Origin of the sequence: Rhizobium sp. NFR07 (genome assembly GCF_900111905.1) — a bacterium.
Lineage (GTDB): Bacteria > Pseudomonadota > Alphaproteobacteria > Rhizobiales > Rhizobiaceae > Neorhizobium.
Genome location: NZ_FOKM01000012.1, coordinates 205,216 through 231,785, shown reverse-complemented (window position 1 = coordinate 231,785; position 26,570 = coordinate 205,216). Strand labels below are relative to the sequence as shown.

The following is a 26,570-nucleotide window of genomic DNA, read 5'->3' as shown; positions in this document are numbered from 1 at the left end:
AATCGGCAATACTGCTCTTGTTGCGGATGTTGAAAACCGCCGCAGCCTGACGATGGGAAAGCCCATCTTCCCATATCCGATGAAGTACCGATAGCTTGAACTCGGCATCGTAGCGGCTGAACTTCTTCTCCAGCCCCGAAAGACCGTGAGCCGCATGGATTGCCACCCACTTGCGAACCGTCGAATGATCAATCCCGAACCGAGTGCCGATCGCACGGAAACCATCCGTACCACCCGCATAGGCAGACACCACCGACTGCTTGAACGATATGCTGTATCTAGACATGCAAAACCCCGAAAAGTTGGGTCCAACTTTCCGGGGTCAGTTCAGAGGAGAGGGCCTAGTATCAAGGCCGATTGATTGGCGCTTGCGCCCTCCGTTCAGATGAGCTTGCCCATTGCAACGGCCGTATCGGACATGCGGTTGGAGAAGCCCCATTCGTTGTCGTACCAGGACAGGACACGCACGAAGTTGCCTTCCATGACCTTGGTCTGGTCCGTCGCAAAGATCGAGGAGTGGCTGTCGTGGTTGAAGTCGCGGGAGACCAGCGGCTCGTCGGTGTAGCCGAGGATGCCCTTCAGCTTGCCGTTGGAGGCAGCCTTGATGGCGTCGTTGATTTCGGCGACCGTCGTGGTCTTCTTGGCGACGAACTTGAAGTCGACGACCGAGACGTTCGGCGTCGGAACGCGAATCGAGGTGCCGTCGAGCTTGCCCTTAAGATGCGGAAGCACGAGGCCGACGGCCTTGGCTGCACCGGTCGAGGTCGGGATCATGGACAGCGCTGCAGCGCGGGCGCGGTACAGGTCCTTGTGCATGGTGTCGAGCGTCGGCTGGTCGCCCGTATAGGAGTGGATCGTGGTCATGAAGCCGTGGTCGATGCCGACGGCGTCATCGAGAACCTTGACGACCGGCACGAGGCAGTTGGTCGTGCAGGACGCGTTGGAGATGACAAGGTGATCCTTGGTCAGCTGGTCGTGGTTGACGCCGAAGACGACGGTCAGGTCGGAATTCTCGCCGGGAGCGGAGATGATGACGCGCTTGGCGCCAGCCGTCAGGTGGGCGGCAGCCTTGTCGCGGGCGGTGAAGATGCCGGTGCATTCGAGTGCGATGTCGACGCCGAGTTCCTTGTGGGGCAGGGTCGCCGGATCGCGGACGGCCGTGACCTTGATCGGCTTGCCGCCGCCAACGGTGATCATGTCGCCGTCGACCTTCACCTCTGCCGGGAACTTGCCATGAATGGAATCGTAGCGCAGCAGGTGGGCATTGGTTTCAACCGGGCCAAGATCGTTGATGGCAACAACCTCGATATCGGTGCGGCCGGATTCGACGATGGCACGCAGAACGTTGCGGCCGATGCGGCCGAAGCCGTTGATGGCAACCTTTACAGTCATAGAGTCCTCTCCCTGGATACGGGCTTCACATTATGAGACGCAGGAGGCGCCGCCCCGAGCGGAGCGGCGCTCAGTGCCGTTAGAGCCTTGCTTCGGCCGCGGCAACGACGGCTTCCGCCGTGATGCCGAAATGCTTGAAGACGTCCTTGGCCGGGCCGGAAGCGCCGAAGCTCTTCATGCCGACGAACGTGCCTTCCGGACCGATGAAGGCATCCCAGCCTTCGCGCACGGCGGCTTCGACGGCGATCTTGACCGGCGACGTGCCGAGGATTTCCTTGCGGTAGGCATCCGGCTGCTCGAAGAACAGTTCGGTGCAGGGCACGGAGACGACGCGGGTGGAAACACCCTTTTCCTCAAGCGTCTTGCGTGCGGCGACGGCGAGTTCAACCTCGGAGCCCGAAGCGAAGATCGTCACCTTGGCATCGGCCTTGCCGGCCAGCGTATAGGCGCCCTTGGTGACGAGGTTCTCTTCCGAGTATTCGGTGCGGACCGTCGTCAGGTTCTGGCGGGTGAGCGCCAGCGCGGTCGGGCGATCCTTGGTCTTCAGCGCGATCTGCCAGGCTTCGGCCGTCTCGGTGACGTCAGCCGGGCGGAAGACCATCAGGTTCGGGATGGCGCGCAGGCTTGCGACCTGTTCGACCGGCTGGTGGGTCGGGCCGTCTTCGCCGACGCCGATGGAATCATGCGTCAGGACGTGGACGAGGCGGATGCCCATCAGCGAGGCGAGGCGGATCGGGGGACGGCAGTAATCCGAGAAGATCATGAAGCCGCCGCCGTAGGGGATCAGGCCACCATGCAGGGAGATACCGTTCATGGCGGCAGCCATGCCGTGTTCGCGGATGCCCCAATGCATGTAGCGGCCGGCGAAATCGGTCGGCGTTATCGAATGCATCTGGCTGGTCTTGGTGTTGTTCGACGGCGTCAGGTCGGCCGAACCGCCGAGCGTTTCGGGCAGGAGGCCGTTGATGACTTCGAGCACGTCCTCGGAGGCCTTGCGGGTGGCGACCGTCGGCTTGGTCTCGACAATCTTCTTCTTCAGGTCGCCGATCGCGGCATCGAAGCCGGCCGGCAGATCACCGGCGAAGCGGCGGTCGAATTCGGCCTTCTTGTCGGACTTGGAAAGGCGATCTTCCCAGGACTTGACCGCATCGGCAGAGCGGGTGCCGGCGGCGCGCCATTCCGACAGGATGTCGTTGGGAACGACGAAGGGCTCGTATTCCCAGTTCAGTGCCTTGCGGGTGGCGGCGATTTCTTCCGCACCGAGCGGCGAACCGTGAACCTTATGGCTGCCGGCTTTGTTCGGCGAACCGAAGCCGATCGTGGTCTTGCAGGCGATGAAGGTCGGGCGGTCCGACTTGTGAGCCTGTTCGATCGCGTCGGCGATCGCAGCCTGGTCGTGGCCGTCGATCTCGATCGTGTTCCAGTGAACGGCCTTGAAGCGGGCGATCTGGTCGGTCGAGTCCGACAGGGAGACGGCACCGTCGATGGTGATCGAGTTGTTGTCCCAGAAGAGGATCAGCTTGTTGAGCTTGAGATGGCCGGCAAGCGCGATCGCCTCGTGGCTGATGCCTTCCATCAGGCAGCCGTCGCCATTGATGACGTAGGTGTAGTGGTCCTGCAGGTCGGCGCCGAACTCTTCGCGCAGCTTGCGCTCGGCGATCGCCATGCCGACGGCATTGCCGATGCCCTGGCCGAGCGGGCCGGTGGTCGTCTCGATGCCGGTGGCGTGGCCGTATTCCGGATGGCCGGCGGTCTTGGAGCCGAGCTGACGGAAGCCCTTCAGGTCGTCAGCCGTCATGTCCGGATAGCCGGTGAGGTAGAGGACGGAATAGAGCAGCATCGAGCCGTGGCCGGCCGACAGGACGAAACGGTCGCGATCCGGCCAATGTGGCTTCGTCGGGTCGAATTTCAGGTATTTGGTGAACAGTACAGTTGCCACGTCTGCCATGCCCATCGGCATGCCTGGGTGGCCGGAGTTCGCCTTTTCGACGGCATCCATGGAAAGGAAACGGATTGCGTTGGCCATCCGGTCGTTTTGTTCGCGAGAAGTCATGGCTAATCCACTGTGTCCGAGTGTCGGTCAGGGCCCGAGAAGGGCCTTTTAAGGGAGCGCCTGATCCTTATCAGGTGGAACGCGCAAGTCAACAAAAGCGGGACGCGCGAGCAGGATATTGATTGCGTTTGCCGCAAGTTGCCTGTCATTTGGGCAGGAAGGTACAAGTGTGGGTGAGCAGGCATGATCCACAGTTCGATGATGCCGACCGCCTGTCATTTATTGACCGGCTTTCAAGCGGTGAATAGTCTGCCGCTCTTGTTGGCGAGGCGGTGTCGTACGATTCGGCCGGGCTCGCTTTCTCAACGGGATACGTGAATGCCGGCAGATAAAACGGTTGAGATGGCGCTTTCGGAACTCCGCGCTGCGGTCGGCAGCCTGGAGAATGCCGTCGATGCCCGCATCGAGCGCCAGCGCGAAGGCCGCGACGCCGAAGGCGAGGTCAGGCGCGTGCATGCCGATCGCGCCCGACTGGCGCAGGAACTCGACCAGTCGCAGTTCCGCGCCAACCGGCTGGAAGAGGTCAACCGCGAGGTTTCGCGCAGGCTCGTGACGGCGATGGAAACCATACGCGCCGTGCTTGATCGATAGGGACAGGCTTATGGCGCAAATTTCAGTCACGATCGACGGCAAGGCCTACCGCATGGCCTGCGAGGAAGGGCAGGAGGATCACCTGACCGAGCTCGCGGCACGGCTCGATCGCTATGTCGGCCATCTGAAAAGCCAGTTCGGCGAGATCGGCGATCTCAGAATCACCGTCATGGCGGGCATCATGATCATGGACGAGCTTTCTGAAATGACCCGCAAGATGGCCGCGCTCGAAAAGGAAATCGATGCGCTCAAGTCCAATCGCGAAGGCTCGCTCGAGGTCCAGTCCCGTAACGAGGAAATGCTGGCATCGACGATCGGCGAGCTGACGGAACGTATTGCCGGCCTGGCCGCGAAACTGAACGCCCGGCCCCAGGCCGAGGCCAACTGACGGCTGATCAAAAAAGGTCGGTGGCCCACTGGCGCCACAACGGCTTCGAACTTATATTGCCAACGCGGTCTACGCTTCCCGACAGGAACCACAATCCCTGGGGCCATACTCGATCCAAAGGGAGCTGTCCCTGACCAGGCCCGTGGGCTTGGACATATGGCGCCCACCTACGTTTGTAGGCACCCAGGATCGTAAACCTCCATCGGTCGCCGTGGATCGCACTCTTCCTTCCCCTCGATTGGCCGTTTTAGATGCTGGCAACGCCCGGTTCCGTGCGTCAGTGACTTGACACGGCGTGCATTGCCGCGGACTTGTTGCCAGGATTGTCAACCGGCGGCCTTTCTTCATGCCCTTCTCGAATGCCAAGTTTGCTCGCTCGTCGCTGATGATGCTGCTGATCGGTGCCGCACTCCTGCTCGGTATCGTGCTGTCGTCCTTCTTTCTGGCGCAGATGACCCGCACCTACTTCGACGAGGTGACGAAGTTGAGGGCGGTGCGTTCGGTTTCGGCCGACCTGCTGCTGATGCTGAACGGAGCGGAATCGGGACAGCGTGGCTATCTTCTCGTCCAGAACGAGGCCTTCCTCGATCCATACCAGAAGGCCATCGAAGCGCTGCCTGCCCAGGTGGAAAGATTGGCGCGTGTCGCCGAGAACCAGGACACGGTTGCGGTTCCGCTCGACGAGATCCGTCAGCTGATCGCCGAAAAAGTCACCGAAATGCAGTCGACGCTGAACCTTGCGAGCCAGGGCAGGGTGGCGGATGCCGTCGACATCGTGCGCAACGAATCCGGCTTCGTGGTGATGCAGCGGCTTCGCGAGGTTATCGGCAGCCTGCTGCAGGAACTCGACGGTCACCTGATCTCGGGCATCGACGAGATCCGCGGCAGCGCGGCGACGCTCCAGTATTTCACCATCGGCGGCGGCCTGCTGATCATCATCGTCATCGGCGGAGCGATCGCCGTCGTGGCGCAGCATGTGCGGGAGCTGTCGAGCGCCCGCCGCGAAGTGGAGGAACTCAACGAGGGCCTCGAGGAGCGCGTCAACGAGCGGACCGAAGACCTGATGCAGGCCAATCGCGAGATCCAGCGCTACGCCTATATCGTTTCCCATGACCTGAGGGCGCCTCTGGTCAACATCATGGGTTTCACCAGCGAGCTGGATGCGACGCTGAAGACGATCCGCACTTATGTGATGGCCGACGGCACGGAAATGACCGAGGATCAGGTCCGGGACGCGCGGCTTGCCGTCGAGGAGGACTTGCCGGAAGCGATCGGCTTCATCCGTTCCTCGACCAAGAAGATGGATGCTCTGATCAACGCGATCCTGAAGATTTCGCGCGACGGACGGCGCGAGCTGAAGCCGGAGCGCATCGATCTTGGCGAAATGCTCGAGGCGACCGCGGCCAGTGTCTACCATCAGGTGAACGATGCCGGCGGCGAGGTTTCCATCTCGGTCGGTGCCGCGCGCGGGCTGGTGACCGACCGCTTCTCGCTGGAGCAGATATTCGGCAATCTCTTCGACAATGCCGTCAAATACCGGGATCCCAATCGGCCACTCAATCTTTCCGTCAAGGCGTTGCCGATGGGCAGGGGAGCGATCAAGATCGAGGTGGCCGACAATGGCCGCGGCATCGCGCCGGAGGATCACGAACGCGTCTTCGAACTCTTCCGCCGCTCCGGCGTGCAGAACCAGAAGGGCGAGGGGATCGGTCTTGCCCATGTGCGATCGTTAGTTAGAAATTTAGGCGGCGAAATTACTGTGACCTCCACGCTTGGCGGCGGATCGACCTTCATCGTCCGCCTGCCCATGGATTTGTCCCAGTATGTCAGGAGTAACGGGTCATGAAAGCTGCAGGCAAGGAAGTCACCATCGTCATGGTCGAGGATGACGAAGGGCATGCCCGTCTCATCGAAAAGAATGTTCGTCGGGCCGGCGTGAACAACGATATCGTCCCTTTCACCAACGGCAACGAGGCGCTCGACTACATTCTCGGGGCCGATCGTTCGGGTAACGTCAACCACGACCGCTACCTTCTGATCCTGCTCGATCTCAACCTCCCCGATATGTCGGGTATTGACATATTGGAGAAGGTGAAGTCCAACCCGCATGCTAAACGGCTGCCCGTAGTGATCCTCACAACGACGGACGATGAGCGGGAGATTCAGCGCTGCTACGACCTCGGCGCAAATGTTTATATTACTAAGCCTGTGGATTACGATAATTTCGCGAACGCCATTCGACAGCTCGGGCTGTTCTTCTCGGTGATGCAAATACCCGGACAATGATTGAAGAGAGATGCCGCGAACGATCCTCTATGTTGACGACGATGTCGCCCTGGCCCGTCTCGCGGAACGCCATCTCGGTCGTGCCGGCTATGTCGTGATCCCTGCCGCCGACGGCGCGACCGCAATGGCGGCCGCCGATCGTGGCGGCATAGACGCGATCGTTCTCGACCATTATCTTCGCGCGGAAACCGGGCTGGATATCCTTCACAAGCTGCAGGAGCAGGGTTCGACCGTTCCGGTGATCTACGTCACCGGCTCGAGCGATGCGACGATCGCGATCGACGCGCTGAAGAATGGCGCTGCGGATTATGTGATCAAGACGGTGGGCGAAGAGTTCTGGCCCTTGATGGAAAGCGCCATCAGCCAAGCCATGGCCAATGCCGAGCTTCGGCGGGCCAAGGAGCTTGCGGAACAGGAAATCCGCATCGGCAAGGAGCGCGCCGAAGTCCTGCTCGCGGAAGTGAACCATCGTGTCGCCAACAGTCTTGCTCTGGTCGCCGCGCTGATCCGGCTGCAGGCCGGCAGCAGCAAGAGCCACGACGTCAAGGAAGCGCTCAGCGAAACCCAGGCGCGCATCACCGCGATCGCCGGCATGCATCGAAGCCTCTATACGTCCGACGACGTGCGCCAGGTGGAGATGGACAAGTATCTCGGCACTCTTGTCAACGAGGTGCAGGGGACGGTGACTGATCATCAGGGGCCGTCAATCCGGCTCGATGCCGAATGCATGGCGCTCACCTCCGACCGCGCGGTTTCCGTCGGCATGATCGTCACCGAACTGCTCACCAACGCCTTAAAATATGCTTATCCGCCGGGCGCGGGGGGCGAGGTGAGGGTACTTCTCAGGCTGCAGCCGGACGGCAAGGCGCTGCTCGCCGTCGAGGACGACGGGATCGGCTGGAAGGAAGGCGATACGGTGAAGGGTACCGGGCTTGGCAGTCGTATCGTCAAGTCCATGGCCTCGACCCTCGGTTCGGCGATTCAGTATGTCGAGCGGCCGAAGGGAACGCGGGCCGAGCTCGTTCTCGAACTGTCGGCGATGTGAGGCCTTTCCACGGGAACGGACGCGGTCGTGTCGACCATTGCAATCAGCACGTCGCGACCTTATGATTTCTACCGTCCATGAGGTGCATAGTTCCGAGAACCGTTTGCCGGTTTTCCGAACTGTGCGCGAGATCATCTATTCCAACGGCCGCCGATCATGCGGATGCCGTTACTGCGCACAGGATATTGTCCCAGCCTAAGAGCACCTTTTGTTAACCGAAATTTTCATCGTCATTGCGCTCACCGTCCTCAATGGTGTCCTGGCAATGTCGGAACTTGCCGTGGTTTCTTCCCGCCCCGTGAGGCTGAAAGTCATGGCAGAGCAAGGCAATCGTGGCGCGGCCACTGCCATCAAGCTCGCTGAAGATCCGGGCCGCTTTCTTTCCACCGTCCAGATCGGCATCACCCTTGTAGGCGTCCTGTCCGGCGCCTTCTCCGGCGCAACGCTCGGCACTCGCCTCACCGGCTGGCTGGAAGCGCAGGGCATGGCAGAGAACGCCGCCGACTGGCTGGGCGTCGGCGGTGTCGTCGTCGTCATCACCTATATGTCGCTGATCGTCGGTGAACTCGTGCCGAAGCAGATCGCGCTGCGTGCGCCCGAAGCGGTTGCCGCGCGGGTGGCGCCTGCGATGAAGCTCGTTGCGACCTTCGGTGCGCCGATCGTCTGGTTCCTCGATATTTCCGGTCGTTTCGTCCTGACGATCCTCGGCCAGAAGGGGGAATCCGGTGACAAGGTGACGGATGAGGAAATCCGTACCGTGCTTGCGGAAGCCCATAGCGCCGGCGTGATCGAGACCGGTGAATCCGAGATGATTTCCGGTGTCATGCGTCTCGCCGACCGCACGGCACGCGGCTTGATGACGCCGCGCCGCGACGTCGAGGTGATCGACACGGAGGACGATCCGGACGAGATCCGCGCCCAGCTGCGTGCAACCACCCGCTCGCGCCTGCCGGTGCGCAAGGGAAGCTCCGACGAGATCCTCGGCGTACTGTTCGTCAAGGACGCCTATGACTTCATGTCCGGCGGAAAGGTCTTCGACATGACCGTCGCCATTCGCGAAGCCCCGGTCGTTTCCGATCTTACCGGTGCGCTGGACGTCATCCAGGCGCTGCGCAAGGCGCCGGCCCATATGGTGCTGGTCTATGACGAATACGGCCATTTCGAAGGCATCATCACATCAGGTGACGTGCTGGAGGCCATTACCGGCGTGTTCCAGGAAGACGCGGCGGAAGAGCCTGCCATCGTCGCGCGCGATGACGGTTCCTTCCTCATCGCCGGCTGGATGCCGGTAGACGAGTTCGCGGCGCAGATGGGCGTCCCGGTCGAGGAAGACCCGGGTTATGAGACCGTGGCCGGCTTCGTGCTCGACGAGCTGAAGCATTTGCCGGAACTCGGCGAGAGCTTCACGGCCCATGGCTGGAACTTCGAGGTCATCGATCTCGACGGCCGGCGCATCGACAAGCTGCTCGTCTCCCGGGCGACGGAAAAGGCCTGAAATGCCGATGCCGGATCGCGGTGACAAGGCGAGGCTGAGAACCGAACGGCTGGCGGCGAGGGATGCCCTAGTGCCCGCCGACCGGATCGAGAAGAGCCTGTCGCTTGCATCCCATGGCATGGGCGCGATCGACTTCGATGGCGCTCCGGTCATTTCCGGATTCCTGCCGATCCGCTCCGAGGTGGATGTCCGCCCGCTGATGGAGCTTCTAGGCGACAGGGGTGCGCGGCTTTGCGTGCCGGTCGTGCTCGACAAGGAGACGATCGTCTTCCGCGAGTTCCTGCCGAACGTGGAGCTGGTCGGCGGCGTGTTCGGCACCGTCGGGCCGGGGCCGGATGCAGCCCAGCTAGAGCCGCAGATCATGCTCGTACCGCTCGCAGCCTTTGATGCGAGAGGGCACAGGATCGGTTATGGCGGCGGTTATTATGACCGAGCGATTCACCGTTTGCAGCAAAAAGGCTTGAACCCGAGGCTCATCGGCATTGCATTCGACTGCCAGGAAGTGGCATCAGTGCCGGAAGAACCTCACGATATCAGGCTCGACGCCGTCCTGACCGAGAGCGGCTTGAGGCCTTTCGGAGAACAGTCTCCGTAGATTGGATTGAAATGCGTCTTCTGTTTCTGGGTGACATGGTCGGCAAGACCGGTCGCACCGCCGTATGGGAAAAGCTGCCGGGCCTGATCTCCGACCTGAAGCTCGACTTCGTCATCGTCAACGGCGAGAACGCTGCGGGCGGCTTCGGCATCACGGAAGACATCTATCTCGAGACGATCAATGCCGGCGCCGACGTGGTGACCACCGGCAACCATGTGTGGGACCAGAAGGAGGCCGTCGGCTTTGCAGGGCGGCACGACCAGTTCCTGCGGCCGGCCAACTATCCTGCCGGTACGCCGGGCAAGGGATCGGGCCTCTACTATGCCCGTAACGGTGCGCGCGTGCTCGTGGCCAACATCATGGGCCGGGTGTTCATGCATCCGGAACTCGACGATCCCTTCAAATCGGCCGAGGCAATCCTGGAAGCCGCGCCGCTGAAGGATCAGGCCGATGCGATCGTCTTCGACTTCCACGCGGAGGCGACCAGCGAGAAGCAGTGTTTCGGCCACTTCGTCGATGGCCGTGCGAGCCTCGTCGTCGGCACCCATACGCATGTGCCGACCGCCGACTGTCAGATCCTGAACGGCGGTACCGGCTATATGTCGGATGCGGGCATGTGCGGTGACTACGACAGCTCGCTCGGCATGGACAAGGAAGAGCCGCTCAACCGCTTCATCTCGAAAATGCCGAAGGGCCGTTTCGAAGCGGCATCCGGCCCGGCGACGATCTGCGGTCTCGGCATCGAGATTTCCGACGCGACGGGACTTGCCGAAAAGATCGAACCGATCCGTATCGGACCGCGGCTGGCGGAAACGATCCCGAGCTTCTGGCGGTAACGCCATGTCCCGTGCTCTCCATCTGATGGTGCTGCTGACAGCGATGCTGGTGACGCCGATTGGCGTGGCCTCGGCGCAACAGGGTGCGGGACCCGGGCACAAAACCTGGCAGGAGAGGAAGTGCGCCTTCTACGCCGAGGCCTGGCGCGAGCTTCTGGCGTCATCGCGCGAGACGGGGGTGACCGAGGAGTTCATTCGCGGCAACGAGGCGTTCATTGCGGCCGGTTGCTCGAATGGCGCGGATATATGCTCATCGTCTCCGGCCGACATCGCGCTAGCCAACAAGCTGACCATCGCGGCGATGAATTTCGGTACCGCAAGCACCTTCCTGCCTTTCGTCTGCCGTCAGCCGCAATGACGGAATCGTGAGGATCTGCCTCGCATTCGCCGCTGGACGGTCGGTAGAGGTTCCCGCATCCTTCTTCCCGGAATGAGCATGAACGCAGTTCACGGGGTGTGGCATGATGCTGCGAACTCTCGCATTCGGTATTCTCAGTCTTTTTCTCTCCGCCTTTTCAGTCTTTGCCCAGGATGCCGGTCTGCCGGTAAGCCAATGCCAGGCGATTGCCCAGAAGCTGCCAAACGTGCGGTTTGCCAGCTTCAAGCCTTCTGACCTCCAGTTCGTACAAGCGAAGAAGGAGCTTTCGCTTGCCGATAGGGAAGAGGTGAAAATCACCTTCGTCGGGCACTCGACCTATTTCATCGAGACGCCGGGCGGCATCGGTATCGCCACGGACTACAGTGGCGTCTACCAGCCGGACCGAATGCCGGATGTGGTGACGATGAACCGGGCACATTCGACCCATTACACGCTAAGCCCTCCGGCGGGCATCAGGCATGTCCTGCACGGGTGGAGCGACGTACCGGGTGAGAAGGCCAAACATCAGGAGATGATCGGCGACGTCTATATCCGCAATGTCGTGTCGGATATCCGCAACTGGGGAGGGGGGATCGAAGAAAACGGCAACTCGATCTTCATCTTCGAAGTCGCGGGACTGTGCATCGGTCATCTCGGCCATCTGCATTTCGAGCTCAACGAATCACAATATACGGAGATCGGCAGGCTCGACGTCCTGATGGTGCCGGTCGATGGCGGGTTGACGATGGGGGCCGACAGCATGAGCCGAGTGGTCCAGCGCCTGCGGTCGTCGTTGATCCTGCCGATGCATCGGTTCGGACCGCCTCTCGACACGTTTCTCGCAATGTTCGACGGAAAGTTCGATATCGCCTATGCGAAGGACAAGACGCTGAAGGTCTCGATGCGATCGCTGCCGAAGAAGCCGACGATCATGGTGCCGCAGGGCCTGTAGGCCCCACGGCATGTTCAAATTCAGTGGTAGGCCGGGAAGGTGAGGTGCTGCTTGACGCCGACTTCCGGCATCTTCTCTTCCTTCCAGTTGGCCTTGGCAATTTCCCAGCCGAATTTCAGCGAGCTGTCGGTGGAGGCCCAGATTTCCGCGTCATCGACGCGAAGGGCGAGCATGGTCAGCGTCGGATCTTCCTTGCCGTGTTCGAACCAAGCTGCGGTCACCGCGCTCCAGTATTCATCGATCTTGTCGCGGTCGGGGCGGATTTCCAGAACGCCCGACAGGCAGGCGTGATAGTCGTGGTTCTTGCCGACGACGCAGAAATGTGCGCGGCTGCCGGCCCGGATGGCGCGGACGAGATCGGTATCGGTCTTGGTGAAGAACCAGATCGTATTCGTCTTGCGGTCGATATTCGGCGCCATCGGCTGGAAATGCATGTGGGCGCCTTCAAGTCCGAGCATGCCGGCGTGGACAGCGGTGATCTCATCCCAGAGCTGGCGTTCGGGGGCTTCGCGGGCTTCGGTCAGGCTGGCCATATTCGCATGTCTCCTTGTTGTTTTCCTCGAGTGACAAACGACAAGATGCGGGCCTTTGTTCCTGCTGTTCAAAAGCAGACGGGCGGCGGCGAGGATTGAAATGCCTTGAACGCACGCATCTTCGAAACTATAAGGCGCCATTCCCAAACAGACTAAAGCATCAGGGGTGCCATGGCTGGCCATTCACAGTTCAAGAATATCATGCACCGCAAGGGCAAGCAGGACGGTATCCGCTCCAAGCTGTTCTCCAAGCTTGCGCGTGAAATCACCGTTGCCGCCAAGACCGGTCTGCCTGACCCGGACATGAACGCAGCATTGCGCCTGGCCGTACAGAACGCCAAGGCGCAGTCGATGCCGAAGGACAATATCGACCGCGCGATCAAGAAGGCCTCCGGCGCGGACGCCGAGACCTATGACGCAGTTCGCTACGAAGGTTACGGCCCGGGTGGCACGGCGGTCATTGTCGAAGCGCTGACCGACAACCGCAATCGTACCGCCTCCAACGTCCGCTCGATCTTCTCCAAGGCCGGCGGCGCGCTTGGCGAAACCGGCTCGGTTTCCTTCTCCTTCGACCACGTGGGAGAGATCACCTACAAGGCTGAAGTCGGCGATGCCGACAAGGTCATGGAAGCGGCGATCGAAGCCGGTGCCGAAGATGTCGTCTCGGATGAAGACGGCCATACGATCTATTGCGGCTTCGAAGACATGAACGAAGTGTCCAAGGCGCTGGAAGCGACGCTCGGCGACGCCGAGACCGTCAAGGCGATCTGGAAGCCTCAGAACACGATCGAAGTGGACGAGGAAAAGGCTCAGTCGCTGATGAAGCTCATCGGCAACCTGGAAGACGATGACGACGTGCAGAACGTCTATTCGAACTTCGAGGTCTCCGAGGAAGTCATGGCCAAGCTTTCGGCCTGATCTTTGTTAAAACCTGAATAAAAAACGGGCCGGTCTGACCGGCCCGTTTTCGTATCGGCTTTAAGCCTTCTTCATCATCGGAAGGCTGGCGAACAGTTCGACGGAGCGCAGGCGCTTGTCGATGTCGTGGATCGGCATGGAGATGATCAGCTCGTCCGCCTCTGTTTCTTCGAGGAAGTCCCTCAGCTGCGCCTCGACGGTCGGGACGGAGCCGACCGCTGCGTAACGCAGCGTGTGCTCTACGCTCATCTTCTCCATCGGGGTCCAGAAGCCTTCCATGCTGTCCACCGGCTTCGGGAAGCGGCTGCGGACATTCTTGCGCAGGTTGACGAATTGCTGCTGCGATGAGGTGAACAGCTTTTCGGCTTCCTCATCCGTATCGGCCGCAACGCCCATCACGCCGACCATGACATAGGGCTTCTCAAGCTCGGGAGAGGGCTGGAAACGCTCGCGATAGATGGCGATCGCATCCATCAGCATGTCGGGCGCGAAATGCGAGGCGAAGGCGTAGGGCATGCCCAGTGCCGCCGCGAGATGGGCGCTGTAGAGACTTGAGCCCAGCAGCCAGAGCGGCACATTTGCTTCGGTGCCCGGAACCGCGATCACCGCCTGGTTTTCGATCGGCGTGCCGAGCAGATGCTTCAGTTCGACAATGTCATGGGGGAAGTTTTCAGCACCGGCATCGATATTGCGGCGAAGCGCATTGGCTGTGCGCATGTCGGTGCCCGGCGCACGGCCGAGGCCGAGATCGACGCGACCCGGCAGGAGCGCTTCCAGGGTGCCGAATTGTTCGGCGATGACGAGTGGCGAATGGTTGGGCAGCATGACACCGCCGGAACCAACGCGGATCTTCTGCGTGGCAGCGCCCACATGGGCGATGACGATCGCGGTGGCGGCGCTGGCAATGCCCGGCATGCCGTGATGTTCGGCCAGCCAGACGCGATTATATCCCTGTTCCTCGGCCTTCACTGCCATCTTGCGAGACTGGTCGAGGGCGTCACGTACGGAATATCCTTCGCCGATCGGCGAAAGATCGAGTATCGAGAACGGGATCATGGGGCTACCTTGAAAGGGATTGAACAGGATAGTCCCTATCTAGGAAGGCTGTCGGTGGGATGCGACCCCCCGTTTGCGCCTGCCATGAGAAAAGGGTGCCGAGGCACCCTTTCTTCACGTCTTGATCAGTCTGAGATGATTGCGCGATCTCGGCGGACGATCCTGGGGCGGCGGGCCATCCTGCATAACCGTAACCTTCATGAAGCGCCCGCAATGCTGATTGATCATCGCAAGCTCATGGGTCATGCGGTCGAACATCTCATTCCATTCGCGGTCGGAGGAGGAGCGCTCGCTCTTCGCTTTCACCAGCTCTTCGAGAACGGTGCTCGTGCGATCCATCATCGCGGTGGAGCTTTCGAACGTGTCGGAAATCGAAGCGATCCGGCTTTCCATCGTCTCCAGCCCGGCGGAGACGCCGTCGCTTTCGCGAACAAGCTGATCGATCGATGAGCGGGCTTCGGCGGCGGAAATGCCGAGGTCCCGCTCAAGGACCGAAGCCTCCTTGGCGATTGTGGCGGCATTTTCCGCCAGCTCACGCAATTCCATGGCGAAGGTCTTCAGGACGTCATCCGGTGTGGAGCCGTTGGCTGCGGCAACGCTGGCGTTGACCGACAGCATGTTGGCGCGGAAGGCGATATCGCGCATGCTGGCGACTGCCGAGCTGATCCGGCCGTTGCTGCCCGCCACGCTCGTCAATGCTGCGGTCGCAGCCTTCGCCACTTCTCCCTGGCGCTCCAGGCGTGCCGCGGCGTCGCCCGCCATGACCGATACTTGCTGGAGGCCGGTTGCCCTGTTGCGGATCGCCGAGGATGCATTCCTGAGGTCGTCACCTGCTGCAGCGAGGATCGGCGTTTCATCCACGGCGGTCAGCAGCTGCTGGTCACGATGGAAGCGTGCCGCGGAACATTCACCATGCATCCGGCTTGCCGATCGTGAGATTGCGGCGACACTGTCATCCAGCAGGCGCAGCGCACGATTGAAGTCGCCGCGCATGCCTTCGAACTCCTGCGGAAGCGGTGTCTCCAGCCGAGTGGAGAGATCGGCGGAGGCGAGCCTTCTCAAGCCGGCATCGAACACGTTCATCGCGAACTGCGTGTCCTCGGCCTCAAGCTGGCCGGCAAACGCCGTGTCCACCTTTTCCGACCGAAGTTCGACGACATCCGCGCGAAGCGGCACAAGCGAGATCGGCTTTGCGTCCACCTCCCGAGGTGGCTCCTTGCGGATCGACAGTGCCGCAGGTGCGGTCGATATCGATGAGGATTGGAGAAGAGGGCTGGCGAGGCGGGCGGCCATCATGGCCATCGCCACCGGTAGAACGATGACGCCCGCCGCCAACGCGGCCATCATGGTCGCGGATAGTCCTGGAGATAGGTGCAGCATCAATGCCGCCAGAAATCCGTTCTGCAGCGCAAGCAGCGGCCACAGCCTAAGAAACAACTCACGGCGTTGGGACATCGCCTATCTCCTCTCGTATCATTCGAGCGGTGGGTTAACGCGCAGGATAACCCCGCGTTGCATCATGATCCAAAAGCAATCAGCTCTTGGTTAGTCAAAGGTTAAGAGCGGGGTTCGTTTCTGTTTTGTTCATATTTTGATGGCACTTCATTGCCTGCAACGGTAAGGTGAAGCATGGCAGACGCTATTCGAATCATCGGCATCGACCCGGGTCTGAGGCGAACCGGCTGGGGGGTCATCGAGACGCTCGGCAATTCGCTGCGCTTCGTGGCGTCCGGCACGGTGACGTCTGATGGCGACATGGATCTCGCTTCGCGTCTATGCCAGTTGCATGACGGGCTCGCCGAGGTCGTTCATGCCTACAAGCCGGACGAAGCGGCCGTCGAGCAAACCTTCGTCAACAAGGATGCCGTTGCGACGCTCAAGCTCGGGCAGGCCCGCGGGGTGGTCATGCTGGTTCCGGCGCGGGCGGGCCTTCCGGTTTCCGAATACGCGCCGAACGCCGTGAAGAAGTCGGTGATCGGTGTCGGCCACGGCGAAAAGCAGCAGATTCACATGATGCTGAAGATCCTGATGCCGAAGGCCGAGTTCAAGGGCAATGATGCGGCCGATGCACTGGCGATCGCCATCTGCCACGCCCATAATCGCGGTGGAAACCGCATGCGCCAGGCTTTGGCCGGGTGAGGTGTGCGGATGCAGTGCGCCACGGCTCATCCGCGGTGATGACCTTTCGATAAACCCAATTCTTTTCATCTCAGGCGACGGACGCATCCATGATCGGCAAGCTCAAAGGTACTATCGACGAGATCGGTGATGACTACGTTCTCGTGGACGTGCATGGCGTCTGCTACGAGGCTTTCTGCTCCTCGCGAACACTGTCGCGGATGAATGTCGGTGAGGCGGCGGTGCTGTTCATCGAAACTTATGTGCGCGAAGACCAGTTGAAGCTGTTCGGCTTTGTTTCGGCCCTGGAACGCGAATGGTTCAACCTGCTGCAAAGCGTTCAGGGTGTCGGAGCAAAGGTCGCGCTTGCGGTTCTTTCGACCTTGACGCCGTCGGAACTGGCCAATGCAATCGCACTGCAGGACAAGGTTGCGGTTTCCCGCGCCCCTGGGGTCGGCCCGAAGGTTGCCGTGCGCATTGTCACCGAATTGAAGAACAAGGCTCCCGCTTTTGCCGGCGAAGCTTCGGCCAATATCGGGCTCAAGCAGGAGATCGGCGAGGGCGTCGCCTCAGCGCCGGTGGCCGATGCCGTCTCGGCGCTCACTAACCTCGGCTATTCGCGCGATCAGGCGGCTAATGCGGTTGCCGCGGCGATGAAGACCGCAGGCGAAGGCGCAAACAGTGCGAAGCTGATCCGGTTCGGCCTTAAGGAATTGGCGCGGTGATTTCCTTGCTGAATGACGCTTTCCTTACTATGCTGAGAATGTAAGGAGACCGCCAAGATGAGTGTCTTTTACGGGACCATGACGTCTAAGGGCCAAACCACGGTACCGGCTGAAATTCGTGATATTCTGAAGCTCAAACCGGGCGATAAGATCCGTTACATCGTCCGAAACGGCGAGGTGGCGATCAAAGCCAAGAACAAGCGCCTGGCTGACCTCGCGGGCCGTTTTGCCGATCCTACGGGCGCGACTTTTACGGAAGACGAATTGCGTGATGCCATCGCGGATTCCGCAACCGAACACTTGGTGGGTGAGCGTTGATCGGCCTTGATACGAACATTCTTCTGCGGCTTGTTCTTCAGGATGATCAAGTACAATCTCCGAGGGTTGTGCAGTTCTTGGATGATCTCGACAAGGATGGACCTGCCTATATCAACTGCATATCCCTGATGGAGTTCGCCTGGTTCCTGCGTCGCCGTCTGAAAATAGCGAGAGCGGAGGTGGCCGCCGCCATCGACGATCTGCTGGAATCGCAGGATCTGCTCATCGAGGATGAGCCTCTGGTTGAGGAGGCGTTGTGGCTGATGTTAGATCAATCCGTCGAGTTTGCCGACGCCTTCATCGCATTGCGTAATCGTTCGGCGGGTTGCAGCAAGACAATGACCTTCGACAATCAGGCCGCCGCCCGCGTGCCAGGAATGGAACTTCTCGCATGACCGATGATACCCGCCTCATCTCGCCGGAAAAGCGGGGCGAAGATCTCGATACGGCTCTGCGTCCGCAGTCGCTGGACGAGTTCACCGGCCAGGCCGAGGCGCGCGCCAACCTGAAAATCTTCATCGAGGCGGCAAAGAACCGTGGCGAGGCGCTGGACCATGTCCTGTTCGTCGGTCCTCCGGGTCTCGGCAAGACGACGCTGGCGCAGATCATGGCGAAGGAACTCGGCGTCAATTTCCGCTCGACCTCCGGGCCGGTGATCGCCAAGGCGGGTGATCTGGCGGCGCTGCTGACCAATCTCGAGGAACGCGACGTTCTGTTCATCGACGAGATCCATCGCCTCAATCCCGCGGTCGAGGAAATCCTTTATCCGGCGATGGAGGATTTTCAGCTCGACCTGATCATCGGCGAGGGACCGGCGGCGCGGTCGGTGAAGATCGACCTGTCGAAGTTCACACTTGTTGCCGCGACGACCCGGATCGGGCTTCTGACCACGCCTCTGCGTGATCGCTTCGGCATTCCCGTCCGTCTTTCCTTCTACACGGTGGAGGAGTTGGAGGGCATCGTGCGCCGCGGGGCGCGGCTGATGGGGCTCAACATGACGGATGACGGCGCTCGTGAGATTGCCCGACGGGCGCGGGGGACACCGCGTATCGCGGGCCGCCTGCTGCGCCGTGTGCGCGATTTCGCGGAAGTGGCTCGTGCGGAGGCTGTAACCAAGGAGATCGCCGACGAGGCGCTCGTCCGTCTGAATGTCGACCATGCCGGCTTCGATCAGCTCGACAAGCGCTATCTCAACATGATCGCGGTGAATTTCGCCGGTGGCCCTGTCGGCATCGAGACAATCGCGGCCGGTCTGTCCGAGCCACGTGATGCCATCGAGGATATCATCGAGCCCTATATGATCCAGCAGGGGTTCATACAGCGCACGCCACGCGGACGGGTGCTGACGGCCATCGCCTGGAAGCATCTCGGGCTGCAGCCACCGAAGGATATGGAAGCGGCGCAGTTCAGGATGAGTTTGGAAGATGACTAAGAAGGACAAGGCGCAGGATCTGCGCCTGCGCATGAAGTTCAAGCCGAAACGCATCTTCCAGATGCGTATCGCGGGCCTCGCATTCCGCAACGACCATGTGCTAGTGCATCGGGCGATCCACGAAACCTTCTGGACATTTCCGGGTGGTCGCGCCGAAATGGGCGAGACGTCCGAGGAAACCCTGAGGCGGGAGATGGTCGAAGAGCTCGGTGCCAGAGCCGAGATCGGTCCACTGCTATGGGTGGTCGAGAACTTCTTCCATTATGAGGAGAAGGACTGGCACGAGCTGGGCTTCTATTACCGGATGGAACTGCCGGAGAGTTTTCCCTTCCATCCGACGGACATCGTCCATCGCGTCGTTGACACCCATGAACTGGAGTTCAAATGGGTTCCGGCCACGACCGAAGCGCTCCGGGCGCTCGACATACCGCCCTATTTCATCGCGGAAGAGATCGAGACATTGCCGAGCAGCCCCCGTCACGTCGTCTGGCGCGACGGGGACCTCGACCTGAAGGGCGACTGATTTCGGAACATGATCCGGCTCCTTGAGTTCCCCCTAGAGGAAAGGAGCCGCATATGCAGAAGATCCAAGTCGGAAACGATGTCGAATGGAAGTGGGGCCGCTCGAAAGCCGAGGGTAAGGTGACCCAAAAATTCACCGAGGATGTCGAACGCCAGATCAAGGGCAAGGTGATCAAGCGGAAGGCGGACGGGAAAGAACCGGTCTTCCTGATTGAACAGGAAGACGGAGACCGGGTTCTCAAGAGCCAGTCCGAACTCCGGAGGTCCCATGACTGAGAAGGATCTCGATCATCGTCCTCCGGCCGAGGTCGCTGCGGCCGCCGAGAAAGGTCTGAAGCTTCGCGCCAAGCATAGGCGTGGCGGGACCACCGTCGGCATCGCGCGCGCGCGCGATCTGCAGCACCGGAAATCGCTTTCGGATCTCACCGTGAAGCGTATGGCGAGCTATTTCGCCCGCCACAAGATCGACAAGCGCGCCGATAATTTCGGCAATGACGACGATCCTTCGACAGGCTATATCGCGTGGCTGCTATGGGGTGGCGATGCGGGTCAGAAATGGGCCGAAGAGCATTTGAAGATGATCGAAGCCCGCAAGAAGGATACGCGTCGGCCAAGCCGAAACGCACTGGACGGCAATGTCCAGCGACACTTCAATTCGCAGCATTGAGCTGACGCGCCAAGGACGTCATCGTCTTTTCAAACCGTCGCATTCCACCGGGCTTCCAGCCGATGCGGCGGATTTTCTCGGTGACCATTTCATTGGCGGCGAGAGTGGCAAAGGCAAGCAAGTCTGCCGGCATGCCCAGGCGTTCCAAGATCATCCGCGTATCGACGGTAATGTCGGAGAGGTTGAAGGACTGGCCAGAAATGTCTCGCGGCTCGGCTTCAAGCATGAGGCGAACGGCCTGTGCAACGTCAACGCCGTGAACTTCTGTGCCCGCTCGCGGTACTACCGGGCGCCCGGCCGACACGTCGGCAACCAGCCCGTCCCACTTGTTCGGAAGGAAGTCGCCATAGACGCCGGTTGCGCGTAGCGATGAGGTCACGAAATCGGGCCCGGACATGGCTGCTAATGCGCTCTCGCAGGCGAGCTTCATTTCTCCGTAGAGCGAGGTCGGCGACAGCTTAAGGTCTTCGGTCAGTGCTGTGCCGGGCGGCAGGCCGTCGTAGACTGCGCGGCTCGAAAGGAAGACGGCGCGTTTGACGCCCGCACGTTTTGCTGTCTCGAACAGCCTCACTGTTCCATCGAGATTGAGCCGCCGAAAGCGCTTCGGGTCGCTGCCTTCGCCGCCGCGATATTTGCCGGGGATGTGGTCGAAAGCGGCGTGGACGAAGGCATCCATGTCATCGAATGCCGAGGTCTGGTCGCGTCTGGCGGCAAGGTCCAGGGATACGAAGCTGACGGTGCGAGAGAAGAAGTCGCCTGCCGGCGGTTTTCGCGCGCCGACACGAACGTCATAGCCGGCGTCCAGCAGGCCTTCCACAATGTAACGGCCGACAAGCCCGGTTCCGCCGGAAACGAGCACCTTCAAGATGCAGCTCCGGGGTTGGCGAAGCCGGTTATGTCCGGAATATCCCGGCCTTCGTGAAAAGCGTGCCAGAGATCGATCAGCGGGCTCAGTTGTTCGGCCTTCGGATGGTTGCTTTCCCAAGGTTTTTCATACTGGTAATGAAGGATGGAGATGGCCTTCCAGTCCCAGAGGGCCGGCATGTTGAACCAGACATATTGCAGCATGTTCATGAAAACGGGCAGGCCGTGCCAGTCGGGGAAGAAGCTCTCCAGAAACGTCTGGTCGGTGCGCCGCCAGAATGCGTCCGGCTGGTCGAGAGCGACGAGCATGCGCTCGAACGTTTCGGTCGATGGCCTTGCGACGAAGACGCCGGAGTTCAGCCGGTGAAAATCCGCGAGGCTCTCATAGACATTCGGGGCCGCGGAGAATTCCGGGTAGTCGAACAGCTTGTCGATGTTCTTCAGCACGACCACGTCGGCGTCGAGGAAGACGACCGTGCGGTATTCCGTCAGTTGCCAGAGACGTAGCTTGCAGAAATTGTCGAGCGGCGTGTGGAAGTCAGGCTTGCGTCCCTTGGTGAAGGGAGCGGCACCATGCAGGTTCCTGCGGGCATGGCGTTGGTTGAAGCCGTCCGACAGGGGCAGATGGTCGACCGCGACGATCCGGCAGCCGAGTGCCTTGAGGCCGACCAGTGCATCCTGCTCGACCGCACCGGTGTGGAGGACGACGACATCGGCAGAGGTTCTCGTCCGGCGCAGGGAATGGGCGAGGGCAGTCGCCCCCATGATGTAGTCGGCGTTGGTCACGAGCGTGACGAAGGCGTTATGCATGGCGAGTGCGGCTTCCAAAGGCCGTTGACTTCGTCATCCTCGGGCTTGTCCCGAGGATGACGAAGGAGGCGTGATAGGCATGCGGCATCCTGGATGCCGCATCGTTGATACTTACGAAACCGACTTCAGGCGCGTGCCTTCCGGGTCGCGCTCGAGCGTGGCGGCGATGTCCTTGGTCCAGGCGGAAACGGCCGGAACGCGGGTCCGATCAACGCGATAGGCATATTTCTTCGCAACGTCGACGATCTCCGACAACAGGCCTTCGCCAAGCGTCGTCGGCTGCAGGCCAAGCTCGAGGAACTTTTCGTTCTTCACAACGAGATCGTTTTCCGGGGCTTCCTTGCGCGGGTTCGGCAGCCAGGCAATCTTGGCGCCGGTCATTTTCGAGATCATCTTGGCCAGATCGCGGACGCGGTGCGTCTCGGTCATCTGGTTGAAGATCTCGACGCGTCCGCCGCGGGCCGGTGGATTGTTGAGTGCGATCTCGATGCAGCGGACCGAATCCTGGATGTGGATGAAGGCGCGGGTCTGGCCGCCCGTGCCATGCACCGTCAGCGGATAGCCGATTGCCGCCTGGATGAGGAAGCGGTTCAGGACTGTGCCGTAGTCGCCGTCATAGTCGAAGCGGTTGATGAGCTGTTCGTGGATGCGCGTCTGCTCGGTGTGCGTGCCCCAAACGATGCCCTGGTGCAGGTCGGTGATGCGCAGACGGTCGTTCTTGGCATAGAAGGCGAACAACAGCTGATCCAGGCACTTGGTCATATGGTAGATCGAACCCGGATTGGACGGGTAGAGGATTTCCTGGGAAACCGTCTCGCCGCTCATCGTCTCGATACCGACCGGCAGATAGCCTTCCGGGATTGCCGCGCCGACGGTGGAATAGCCGTAGACGCCCATCGTGCCGAGATGGACGAGATGGGTGTCGAGGTCGAGCTCCACCAGCGCGTTCAGCAGGTTATGCGTCGCATTGACGTTGTTGTTGACCGTGTAGTTCTTGTGGCGGTCGCTCTTCATCGAATAGGGGGCGGCGCGCTGTTCGGCGAAATGCACGATCGCATCGGGGCGATGCTCGGCAAGCCAGTTCTTCAGCAGCTCGTAATCCTTGGCCAGATCGATCAGGCTGAAATGGATCCGACGACCGGTCTCGGCATGCCAGATGCGCGTGCGTTCCTGAATCGAATCCATCGGCGTCAGCGACTGGACGCCCAACTCGGTATCGATCCAGCGGCGGGACAGGTTGTCGAGAATATGGACCTCGTGACCCGCATGGGAGAGGTGCAGGGATGTCGGCCAACCGATGAAACCGTCGCCGCCCATGACTGCAATCTTCATAAAAATTCTCCGGTGGTTTTATAAGAATTTCCTGTTAGGGAGGAAATATTACGCCCGTCCAATTGTGGGGCACCATGCTCCCAATATCCAGAGCACGATAAGGTTTTTCCAAGGCAAGCCGATGAATAGCGATAATTTTCTCCTCGCGGGCGAGCTGACCGAGCGCGGGCATCGCCTCGTCCAGCGCGTCTATTATGAGGACACGGATTTCTCCGGTCTCGTCTATCACGCTCGCTATCTTCACTTCCTCGAGCGGGGTCGGACCGACTATCTGCGCTGCCTCGGCTGTGAGCAGAGCGCGTTGCTGTCCGCCGACGAAGAAGGCCTCGTCTTCGTCGTCCATCGGATGGAGATCGACTTCAAGCAGCCGGCACGGATGGACGATATTCTGACGATCACCACCGCGACAGAGAAGGCCGGCGGTGCCAAGATGGTGCTCAACCAGGAAATTCGTCGTGGTGACATTTTGTTGATCCAGGCCAAGGTGGTGATCGCGGTCATCAACAAGCACGGCCGCCCGCGGCGGCTGCCGGAAACGATCGCGGAGAAATTTCTGGGGCATCCGGTCTGACAGTTTGGCGGAAGTAGCCGGGGACGGTGCCTTGAAGATCATCTGCCTGAACGGCTGGGGCGGCAAGCTGCACGGCGAACTGATCGATTACATTCGTCATGCAGATCCCGACATCCTGTGCCTGCAGGAAGTGGTCCACAGTCCGAAGACTGTGAAGGACTGGCTGACCTACCGCGACGGCGACCATGTGCTGCCACAACAGGCCAACTTCTTCCGGGATGTCGCCGAGGCCTTGCCACGGCACGCGGCCTTTTTCTGCCCGGCAGCGCAGGGTGTGCTTGGGATGAAGATACGGCAGTCGCTTCGCAATGGGGACTTGCCACTTTCGTCCGGCAGGAATTTCCGGTGATCGGGCAGGCACAGGCCTTCGTCCACAAGTCCTATTCACCGCATGGATATGGTGATCATCCCCGCTCACGGGTTGCCCATGCAGTGCGGGTCTACGACTATGACCAGGACCGGCCGGTAGCGGTGGTGCAGATGCATGGCCTGCGGGATCCTCTCGGAAAAATGGATACGCCGGCACGTCTTGCGCAGGCGCAGAGGCTTGCGGACCTTGCCGCCAATATCTGTCCGCCATCCGAGGCTTTGGTTGTCTGTGGCGACTTCAACGTCGAACCTGCAAGCGAGACATTCTCAGTGCTTGGCAGGATTGGGTTGCGGGATCTAGTGACCGCCGGCGGTTATCAGGGGACGCGCACTTCCTACTACGAAAAGCCGGGGCGTTTCGCCGACTACATGCTCGTCAACGACGCGGTGGATGTGAAGCGGTTCGAGGTCGTGACCGATCCGGAAGTCTCCGATCATTGTCCGCTACTGCTGGAGCTGTAGGCGCCGGGTGAGGATCGTCATTTGCTGATGATGATTCCTGTCCGCCGCATCTTCTTCGTGTCGGGCCTCAGTTCGACTGGGCACTCCCCGTGGAACGCGGCGCTTGCCTTGGTCGCCTGAGTCACCTGTTCGCCGGCCCGGTGTGCGTGAGGGGATGTCGGCAAGAGCGGCCGACGCGGCAAGAAACGAAGCGAGCGTGGCGAATGCGGGCAGCGCGCGGGCGAACGCAAACATTTGAAACCTCATGTGAAAAATAGAAACTGGCCTGATGCCGAAGATGCGGCGGCATTATTCGGCTAAGGATGGGGAGCAAGCCGGTTCGCGGATGAAGCGGTTCCGGCCGATGCCTTTTCATCCGATTTGCCGGGCGGTCCGCACGCGCGATCGGGAATTTCCGAGTCATCTCAGATGGATGATCGGCCCTGTTGTAACACTTTCTTAACGATAATGATGTCTTACTGAGCGGTGAGGAATTTGTGCAACGCACGCCTTCCTTTGACCAAATTTGAAAGCGAGAAGCCAAGCTGAAAACTCAGGACATCTTGGGGTTAGGGCAACGCTCTTCGTGATCGAAAACAGTTTCGCGAGAGCGCGCTTTGGAACCCGCCCGGTCGTCAAGCCGGGCGTTTGGATTCGGGGATAGTGGATGGAACAGGCAGCTTTGGAAGCCGCGACGCACGACGTCAGTCTTTGGGCGTTGTTTATGCAGGCCGGATTGATCGTCAAACTGGTGATGGTCGGCCTTATCGGCGCGTCGGTCTGGACCTGGGCGATCGTGATCGACAAGTATCTGAATTTTGCGAAGGCGCGCCGCCAGTTCGACCAGTTCGAACAGGTGTTCTGGTCGGGCCAGTCGCTGGAAGAGCTTTATCGCACGCTCTCCGACCGGCAGAATAACGGCCTCGCCGCGATCTTCGTCGCCGCCATGCGCGAGTGGAAGAAGAGCTTCGAGCGCGGTGCCCGTTCGCCGATCGGGTTGCAGATGCGTATCGACCGCGCCATGGACGTGACGATGTCTCGTGAAGCAGAAAGCTACGAGGCGCGCCTCGGCTCGCTTGCAACGATCGGCTCGGCCGGTCCGTTCATCGGTCTCTTCGGTACCGTCGTCGGCATCATGACCTCGTTCCAGGCGATTGCCGGTTCGCAGTCCACGAACCTTGCCGTCGTCGCGCCGGGTATCGCCGAGGCGCTGCTCGCCACCGCGATCGGCCTCGTTGCCGCTATCCCGGCCGTCATGGCCTACAACAAGTTCACAGCCGACGCGGGCAAGCTGTCGTCGCGCATGGAAGGTTTTGCGGACGAGTTCTCCGCCATCCTGTCGCGCCAGATCGATGAGAAGCTGCAGCCCCGCCAGGCTGCGCAGTAACCTCGCGACTAAGGAGACACTCTCATGGGCATGTCTGCCGGAGGATCCAAGGCATCGGGCGGTGGCCGCCGCGGGCGTCGCGGCCGGCGCGGCGGTGCCATCAGCGAAATCAACGTGACGCCGCTGGTCGACGTCATGCTCGTGCTGCTGATCATCTTCATGGTCGCCGCACCGATGATGACGGTTGGCGTGCCGGTCGACCTGCCGCAGACGCAGGCCTCGTCGCTGAATTCCGAGACGCAGCCGATCACCATCAGCGTCAATGCGAATGGCCAGATCCATCTGCAGGAAACGCCGATCGCGGCCGAGGAGGTCGCGGCGAAGCTGCAGGCGATTTCCACCACCGGCTATAACGAGCGCATCTTCGTGCGTGCCGACACGACCTCCGCTTACGGCGTGGTCGCGGACGTCATGGCGCGCATCCAGGGCGCCGGATTCCGCAATATCGGCCTCGTAACCCAGCAGCGCCAGGGCGCAGCCGCCGCAGCACCCCAGGGCGCACCGAAGAGCAACTGA

31 protein-coding genes, 1 other RNA gene and 1 pseudogene are annotated in these 26,570 nt (G+C 60.8%); 24 read left to right on the top strand and 9 right to left on the bottom strand.

Features of this window, described 5'->3' with window-relative positions; translation table 11 throughout:
• The 3 genes from BM216_RS23790 to tkt all read right to left on the bottom strand — a co-directional run.
• Nucleotides 1–286: helix-turn-helix domain-containing protein (locus BM216_RS23790; RefSeq protein WP_143102847.1), on the bottom strand; the 286-nt coding region annotated here is incomplete at its 3' end.
• A 95-nt stretch (nucleotides 287–381) separates the two neighbouring features.
• Nucleotides 382–1,392, bottom strand: a complete 1,011-nt coding sequence (gap, locus tag BM216_RS23785) for a type I glyceraldehyde-3-phosphate dehydrogenase (protein WP_093001697.1) — start codon at nucleotides 1,390–1,392, stop codon at nucleotides 382–384.
• 79 nt (nucleotides 1,393–1,471) lie between these two features.
• Nucleotides 1,472–3,445, bottom strand: a complete 1,974-nt coding sequence (gene tkt, locus BM216_RS23780) for a transketolase (protein ID WP_093001696.1) — start codon at nucleotides 3,443–3,445, stop codon at nucleotides 1,472–1,474.
• A 318-nt stretch (nucleotides 3,446–3,763) separates the two neighbouring features.
• On the opposite strand from tkt, the gene BM216_RS23775 reads away from it, so the two are divergent.
• From BM216_RS23775 to BM216_RS23725, 11 genes are all read left to right on the top strand, one after another.
• The gene (locus BM216_RS23775; RefSeq protein ID WP_093001695.1) at nucleotides 3,764–4,036 is read left to right on the top strand and encodes a DUF4164 domain-containing protein; all 273 of its coding nucleotides are present in this window, start codon (nucleotides 3,764–3,766) and stop codon (nucleotides 4,034–4,036) included.
• A 10-nt stretch (nucleotides 4,037–4,046) separates the two neighbouring features.
• Entirely contained in the window at nucleotides 4,047–4,424 is a 378-nt protein-coding gene (locus tag BM216_RS23770; protein WP_093001694.1) for a cell division protein ZapA, read from the top strand.
• Nucleotides 4,425–4,487: 63 nt separating this feature from the next.
• A non-coding RNA gene (gene ssrS, locus BM216_RS23765) (6S RNA) lies at nucleotides 4,488–4,646 on the top strand.
• Between the two features lie 124 nt (nucleotides 4,647–4,770).
• Entirely contained in the window at nucleotides 4,771–6,270 is a 1,500-nt protein-coding gene (locus BM216_RS23760; RefSeq protein ID WP_093001693.1) for a sensor histidine kinase, read from the top strand.
• Nucleotides 6,267–6,710 (top strand): response regulator, encoded by a 444-nt coding sequence (locus tag BM216_RS23755; RefSeq protein WP_093001692.1) that lies wholly within the window; start codon nucleotides 6,267–6,269, stop codon nucleotides 6,708–6,710. The genes BM216_RS23760 and BM216_RS23755 overlap by 4 nt, the downstream gene beginning before the upstream one ends.
• Before the next feature lie 10 nt (nucleotides 6,711–6,720).
• On the top strand, nucleotides 6,721–7,755 hold the full coding sequence (locus BM216_RS23750; protein ID WP_093001691.1) for a sensor histidine kinase: 1,035 nt from the start codon (nucleotides 6,721–6,723) through the stop codon (nucleotides 7,753–7,755).
• A gap of 208 nt (nucleotides 7,756–7,963) precedes the next feature.
• Nucleotides 7,964–9,250: a hemolysin family protein gene (locus BM216_RS23745; RefSeq protein ID WP_093001690.1), complete on the top strand. Its 1,287-nt coding sequence runs from the start codon at nucleotides 7,964–7,966 to the stop codon at nucleotides 9,248–9,250.
• Nucleotides 9,251–9,257: 7 nt separating this feature from the next.
• On the top strand, nucleotides 9,258–9,845 hold the full coding sequence (locus BM216_RS23740) for a 5-formyltetrahydrofolate cyclo-ligase (RefSeq protein WP_093001720.1): 588 nt from the start codon (nucleotides 9,258–9,260) through the stop codon (nucleotides 9,843–9,845).
• Between the two features lie 11 nt (nucleotides 9,846–9,856).
• Entirely contained in the window at nucleotides 9,857–10,681 is an 825-nt protein-coding gene (locus tag BM216_RS23735; RefSeq protein WP_093001689.1) for a TIGR00282 family metallophosphoesterase, read from the top strand.
• A gap of 4 nt (nucleotides 10,682–10,685) precedes the next feature.
• Nucleotides 10,686–11,039: a hypothetical protein gene (locus BM216_RS23730; RefSeq protein WP_093001688.1), complete on the top strand. Its 354-nt coding sequence runs from the start codon at nucleotides 10,686–10,688 to the stop codon at nucleotides 11,037–11,039.
• A gap of 106 nt (nucleotides 11,040–11,145) precedes the next feature.
• Entirely contained in the window at nucleotides 11,146–11,991 is an 846-nt protein-coding gene (locus tag BM216_RS23725) for an MBL fold metallo-hydrolase (protein ID WP_244530291.1), read from the top strand.
• 20 nt (nucleotides 11,992–12,011) lie between these two features.
• Here BM216_RS23725 and BM216_RS23720 read toward each other — a convergent pair whose 3' ends face one another.
• Nucleotides 12,012–12,524 (bottom strand): pyridoxamine 5'-phosphate oxidase family protein, encoded by a 513-nt coding sequence (locus tag BM216_RS23720; protein WP_093001686.1) that lies wholly within the window; start codon nucleotides 12,522–12,524, stop codon nucleotides 12,012–12,014.
• Nucleotides 12,525–12,695: 171 nt separating this feature from the next.
• On the opposite strand from BM216_RS23720, the gene BM216_RS23715 reads away from it, so the two are divergent.
• The gene (locus BM216_RS23715; protein ID WP_093001685.1) at nucleotides 12,696–13,442 is read left to right on the top strand and encodes a YebC/PmpR family DNA-binding transcriptional regulator; all 747 of its coding nucleotides are present in this window, start codon (nucleotides 12,696–12,698) and stop codon (nucleotides 13,440–13,442) included.
• A 60-nt stretch (nucleotides 13,443–13,502) separates the two neighbouring features.
• Here the strand turns inward: BM216_RS23715 and BM216_RS23710 are convergent, their stop codons facing one another.
• Together BM216_RS23710 and BM216_RS23705 are read right to left on the bottom strand one after the other, a co-directional pair.
• Entirely contained in the window at nucleotides 13,503–14,498 is a 996-nt protein-coding gene (locus BM216_RS23710) for an LLM class flavin-dependent oxidoreductase (RefSeq protein WP_093001684.1), read from the bottom strand.
• Between the two features lie 114 nt (nucleotides 14,499–14,612).
• Entirely contained in the window at nucleotides 14,613–15,953 is a 1,341-nt protein-coding gene (locus tag BM216_RS23705) for a methyl-accepting chemotaxis protein (RefSeq protein WP_093001683.1), read from the bottom strand.
• Nucleotides 15,954–16,127: 174 nt separating this feature from the next.
• Between BM216_RS23705 and ruvC the strand changes: the two genes are divergently transcribed.
• From ruvC to BM216_RS23665, 8 genes are all read left to right on the top strand, one after another.
• Nucleotides 16,128–16,637 carry a crossover junction endodeoxyribonuclease RuvC gene (gene ruvC / locus BM216_RS23700; RefSeq protein ID WP_093001682.1) on the top strand — a complete coding sequence of 170 codons (510 nt, stop codon included), beginning with the start codon at nucleotides 16,128–16,130 and terminating at the stop codon, nucleotides 16,635–16,637.
• 89 nt (nucleotides 16,638–16,726) lie between these two features.
• Complete coding sequence (gene ruvA / locus BM216_RS23695) at nucleotides 16,727–17,341, top strand: Holliday junction branch migration protein RuvA (protein WP_093001681.1); 615 nt, start codon at nucleotides 16,727–16,729, stop codon at nucleotides 17,339–17,341.
• A 57-nt stretch (nucleotides 17,342–17,398) separates the two neighbouring features.
• A complete protein-coding gene (locus BM216_RS23690) occupies nucleotides 17,399–17,659 on the top strand; it encodes an AbrB/MazE/SpoVT family DNA-binding domain-containing protein (protein WP_093001680.1) in 261 nt (86 codons plus the stop codon).
• Nucleotides 17,656–18,054, top strand: coding sequence for a PIN domain-containing protein (locus tag BM216_RS23685; protein ID WP_093001679.1), 399 nt, complete (start codon nucleotides 17,656–17,658; stop codon nucleotides 18,052–18,054). The genes BM216_RS23690 and BM216_RS23685 overlap by 4 nt, the downstream gene beginning before the upstream one ends.
• Complete coding sequence (gene ruvB, locus BM216_RS23680; protein WP_093001678.1) at nucleotides 18,051–19,091, top strand: Holliday junction branch migration DNA helicase RuvB; 1,041 nt, start codon at nucleotides 18,051–18,053, stop codon at nucleotides 19,089–19,091. Before BM216_RS23685 ends, ruvB begins: the two co-directional genes overlap by 4 nt.
• On the top strand, nucleotides 19,084–19,614 hold the full coding sequence (locus BM216_RS23675) for an NUDIX hydrolase (RefSeq protein ID WP_093001677.1): 531 nt from the start codon (nucleotides 19,084–19,086) through the stop codon (nucleotides 19,612–19,614). The genes ruvB and BM216_RS23675 overlap by 8 nt, the downstream gene beginning before the upstream one ends.
• A 53-nt stretch (nucleotides 19,615–19,667) precedes the next feature.
• Nucleotides 19,668–19,889: a hypervirulence associated TUDOR domain-containing protein gene (locus BM216_RS23670; protein WP_093001676.1), complete on the top strand. Its 222-nt coding sequence runs from the start codon at nucleotides 19,668–19,670 to the stop codon at nucleotides 19,887–19,889.
• Nucleotides 19,882–20,280 carry a hypothetical protein gene (locus tag BM216_RS23665; protein WP_244530285.1) on the top strand — a complete coding sequence of 133 codons (399 nt, stop codon included), beginning with the start codon at nucleotides 19,882–19,884 and terminating at the stop codon, nucleotides 20,278–20,280. Before BM216_RS23670 ends, BM216_RS23665 begins: the two co-directional genes overlap by 8 nt.
• On the opposite strand, the gene BM216_RS23660 is transcribed toward BM216_RS23665, so the two are convergent.
• The 3 genes from BM216_RS23660 to BM216_RS23650 all read right to left on the bottom strand — a co-directional run bounded on the left by BM216_RS23660 (nucleotide 20,264) and on the right by BM216_RS23650 (nucleotide 23,286).
• Nucleotides 20,264–21,145 (bottom strand): NAD-dependent epimerase/dehydratase family protein, encoded by an 882-nt coding sequence (locus tag BM216_RS23660; protein WP_093001675.1) that lies wholly within the window; start codon nucleotides 21,143–21,145, stop codon nucleotides 20,264–20,266. The two genes, BM216_RS23665 and BM216_RS23660, sit on opposite strands and share 17 nt — an antisense overlap.
• Nucleotides 21,142–21,954, bottom strand: a complete 813-nt coding sequence (locus BM216_RS23655; protein WP_093001719.1) for a glycosyltransferase — start codon at nucleotides 21,952–21,954, stop codon at nucleotides 21,142–21,144. The genes BM216_RS23660 and BM216_RS23655 overlap by 4 nt, the downstream gene beginning before the upstream one ends.
• Before the next feature lie 111 nt (nucleotides 21,955–22,065).
• The gene (locus BM216_RS23650; protein ID WP_093001674.1) at nucleotides 22,066–23,286 is read right to left on the bottom strand and encodes an NAD-dependent epimerase/dehydratase family protein; all 1,221 of its coding nucleotides are present in this window, start codon (nucleotides 23,284–23,286) and stop codon (nucleotides 22,066–22,068) included.
• 121 nt (nucleotides 23,287–23,407) lie between these two features.
• Between BM216_RS23650 and ybgC the strand changes: the two genes are divergently transcribed.
• From ybgC to tolR, 4 genes and pseudogenes are all read left to right on the top strand, one after another.
• On the top strand, nucleotides 23,408–23,857 hold the full coding sequence (gene ybgC, locus BM216_RS23645; protein WP_093001673.1) for a tol-pal system-associated acyl-CoA thioesterase: 450 nt from the start codon (nucleotides 23,408–23,410) through the stop codon (nucleotides 23,855–23,857).
• Nucleotides 23,858–23,888: 31 nt separating this feature from the next.
• Nucleotides 23,889–24,688: pseudogene (locus tag BM216_RS23640) on the top strand (endonuclease/exonuclease/phosphatase family protein).
• 646 nt (nucleotides 24,689–25,334) lie between these two features.
• Nucleotides 25,335–26,054 carry a protein TolQ gene (gene tolQ, locus BM216_RS23635; protein WP_093001672.1) on the top strand — a complete coding sequence of 240 codons (720 nt, stop codon included), beginning with the start codon at nucleotides 25,335–25,337 and terminating at the stop codon, nucleotides 26,052–26,054.
• Nucleotides 26,055–26,078: 24 nt separating this feature from the next.
• Nucleotides 26,079–26,570 (top strand): protein TolR, encoded by a 492-nt coding sequence (gene tolR, locus BM216_RS23630; RefSeq protein ID WP_093001671.1) that lies wholly within the window; start codon nucleotides 26,079–26,081, stop codon nucleotides 26,568–26,570.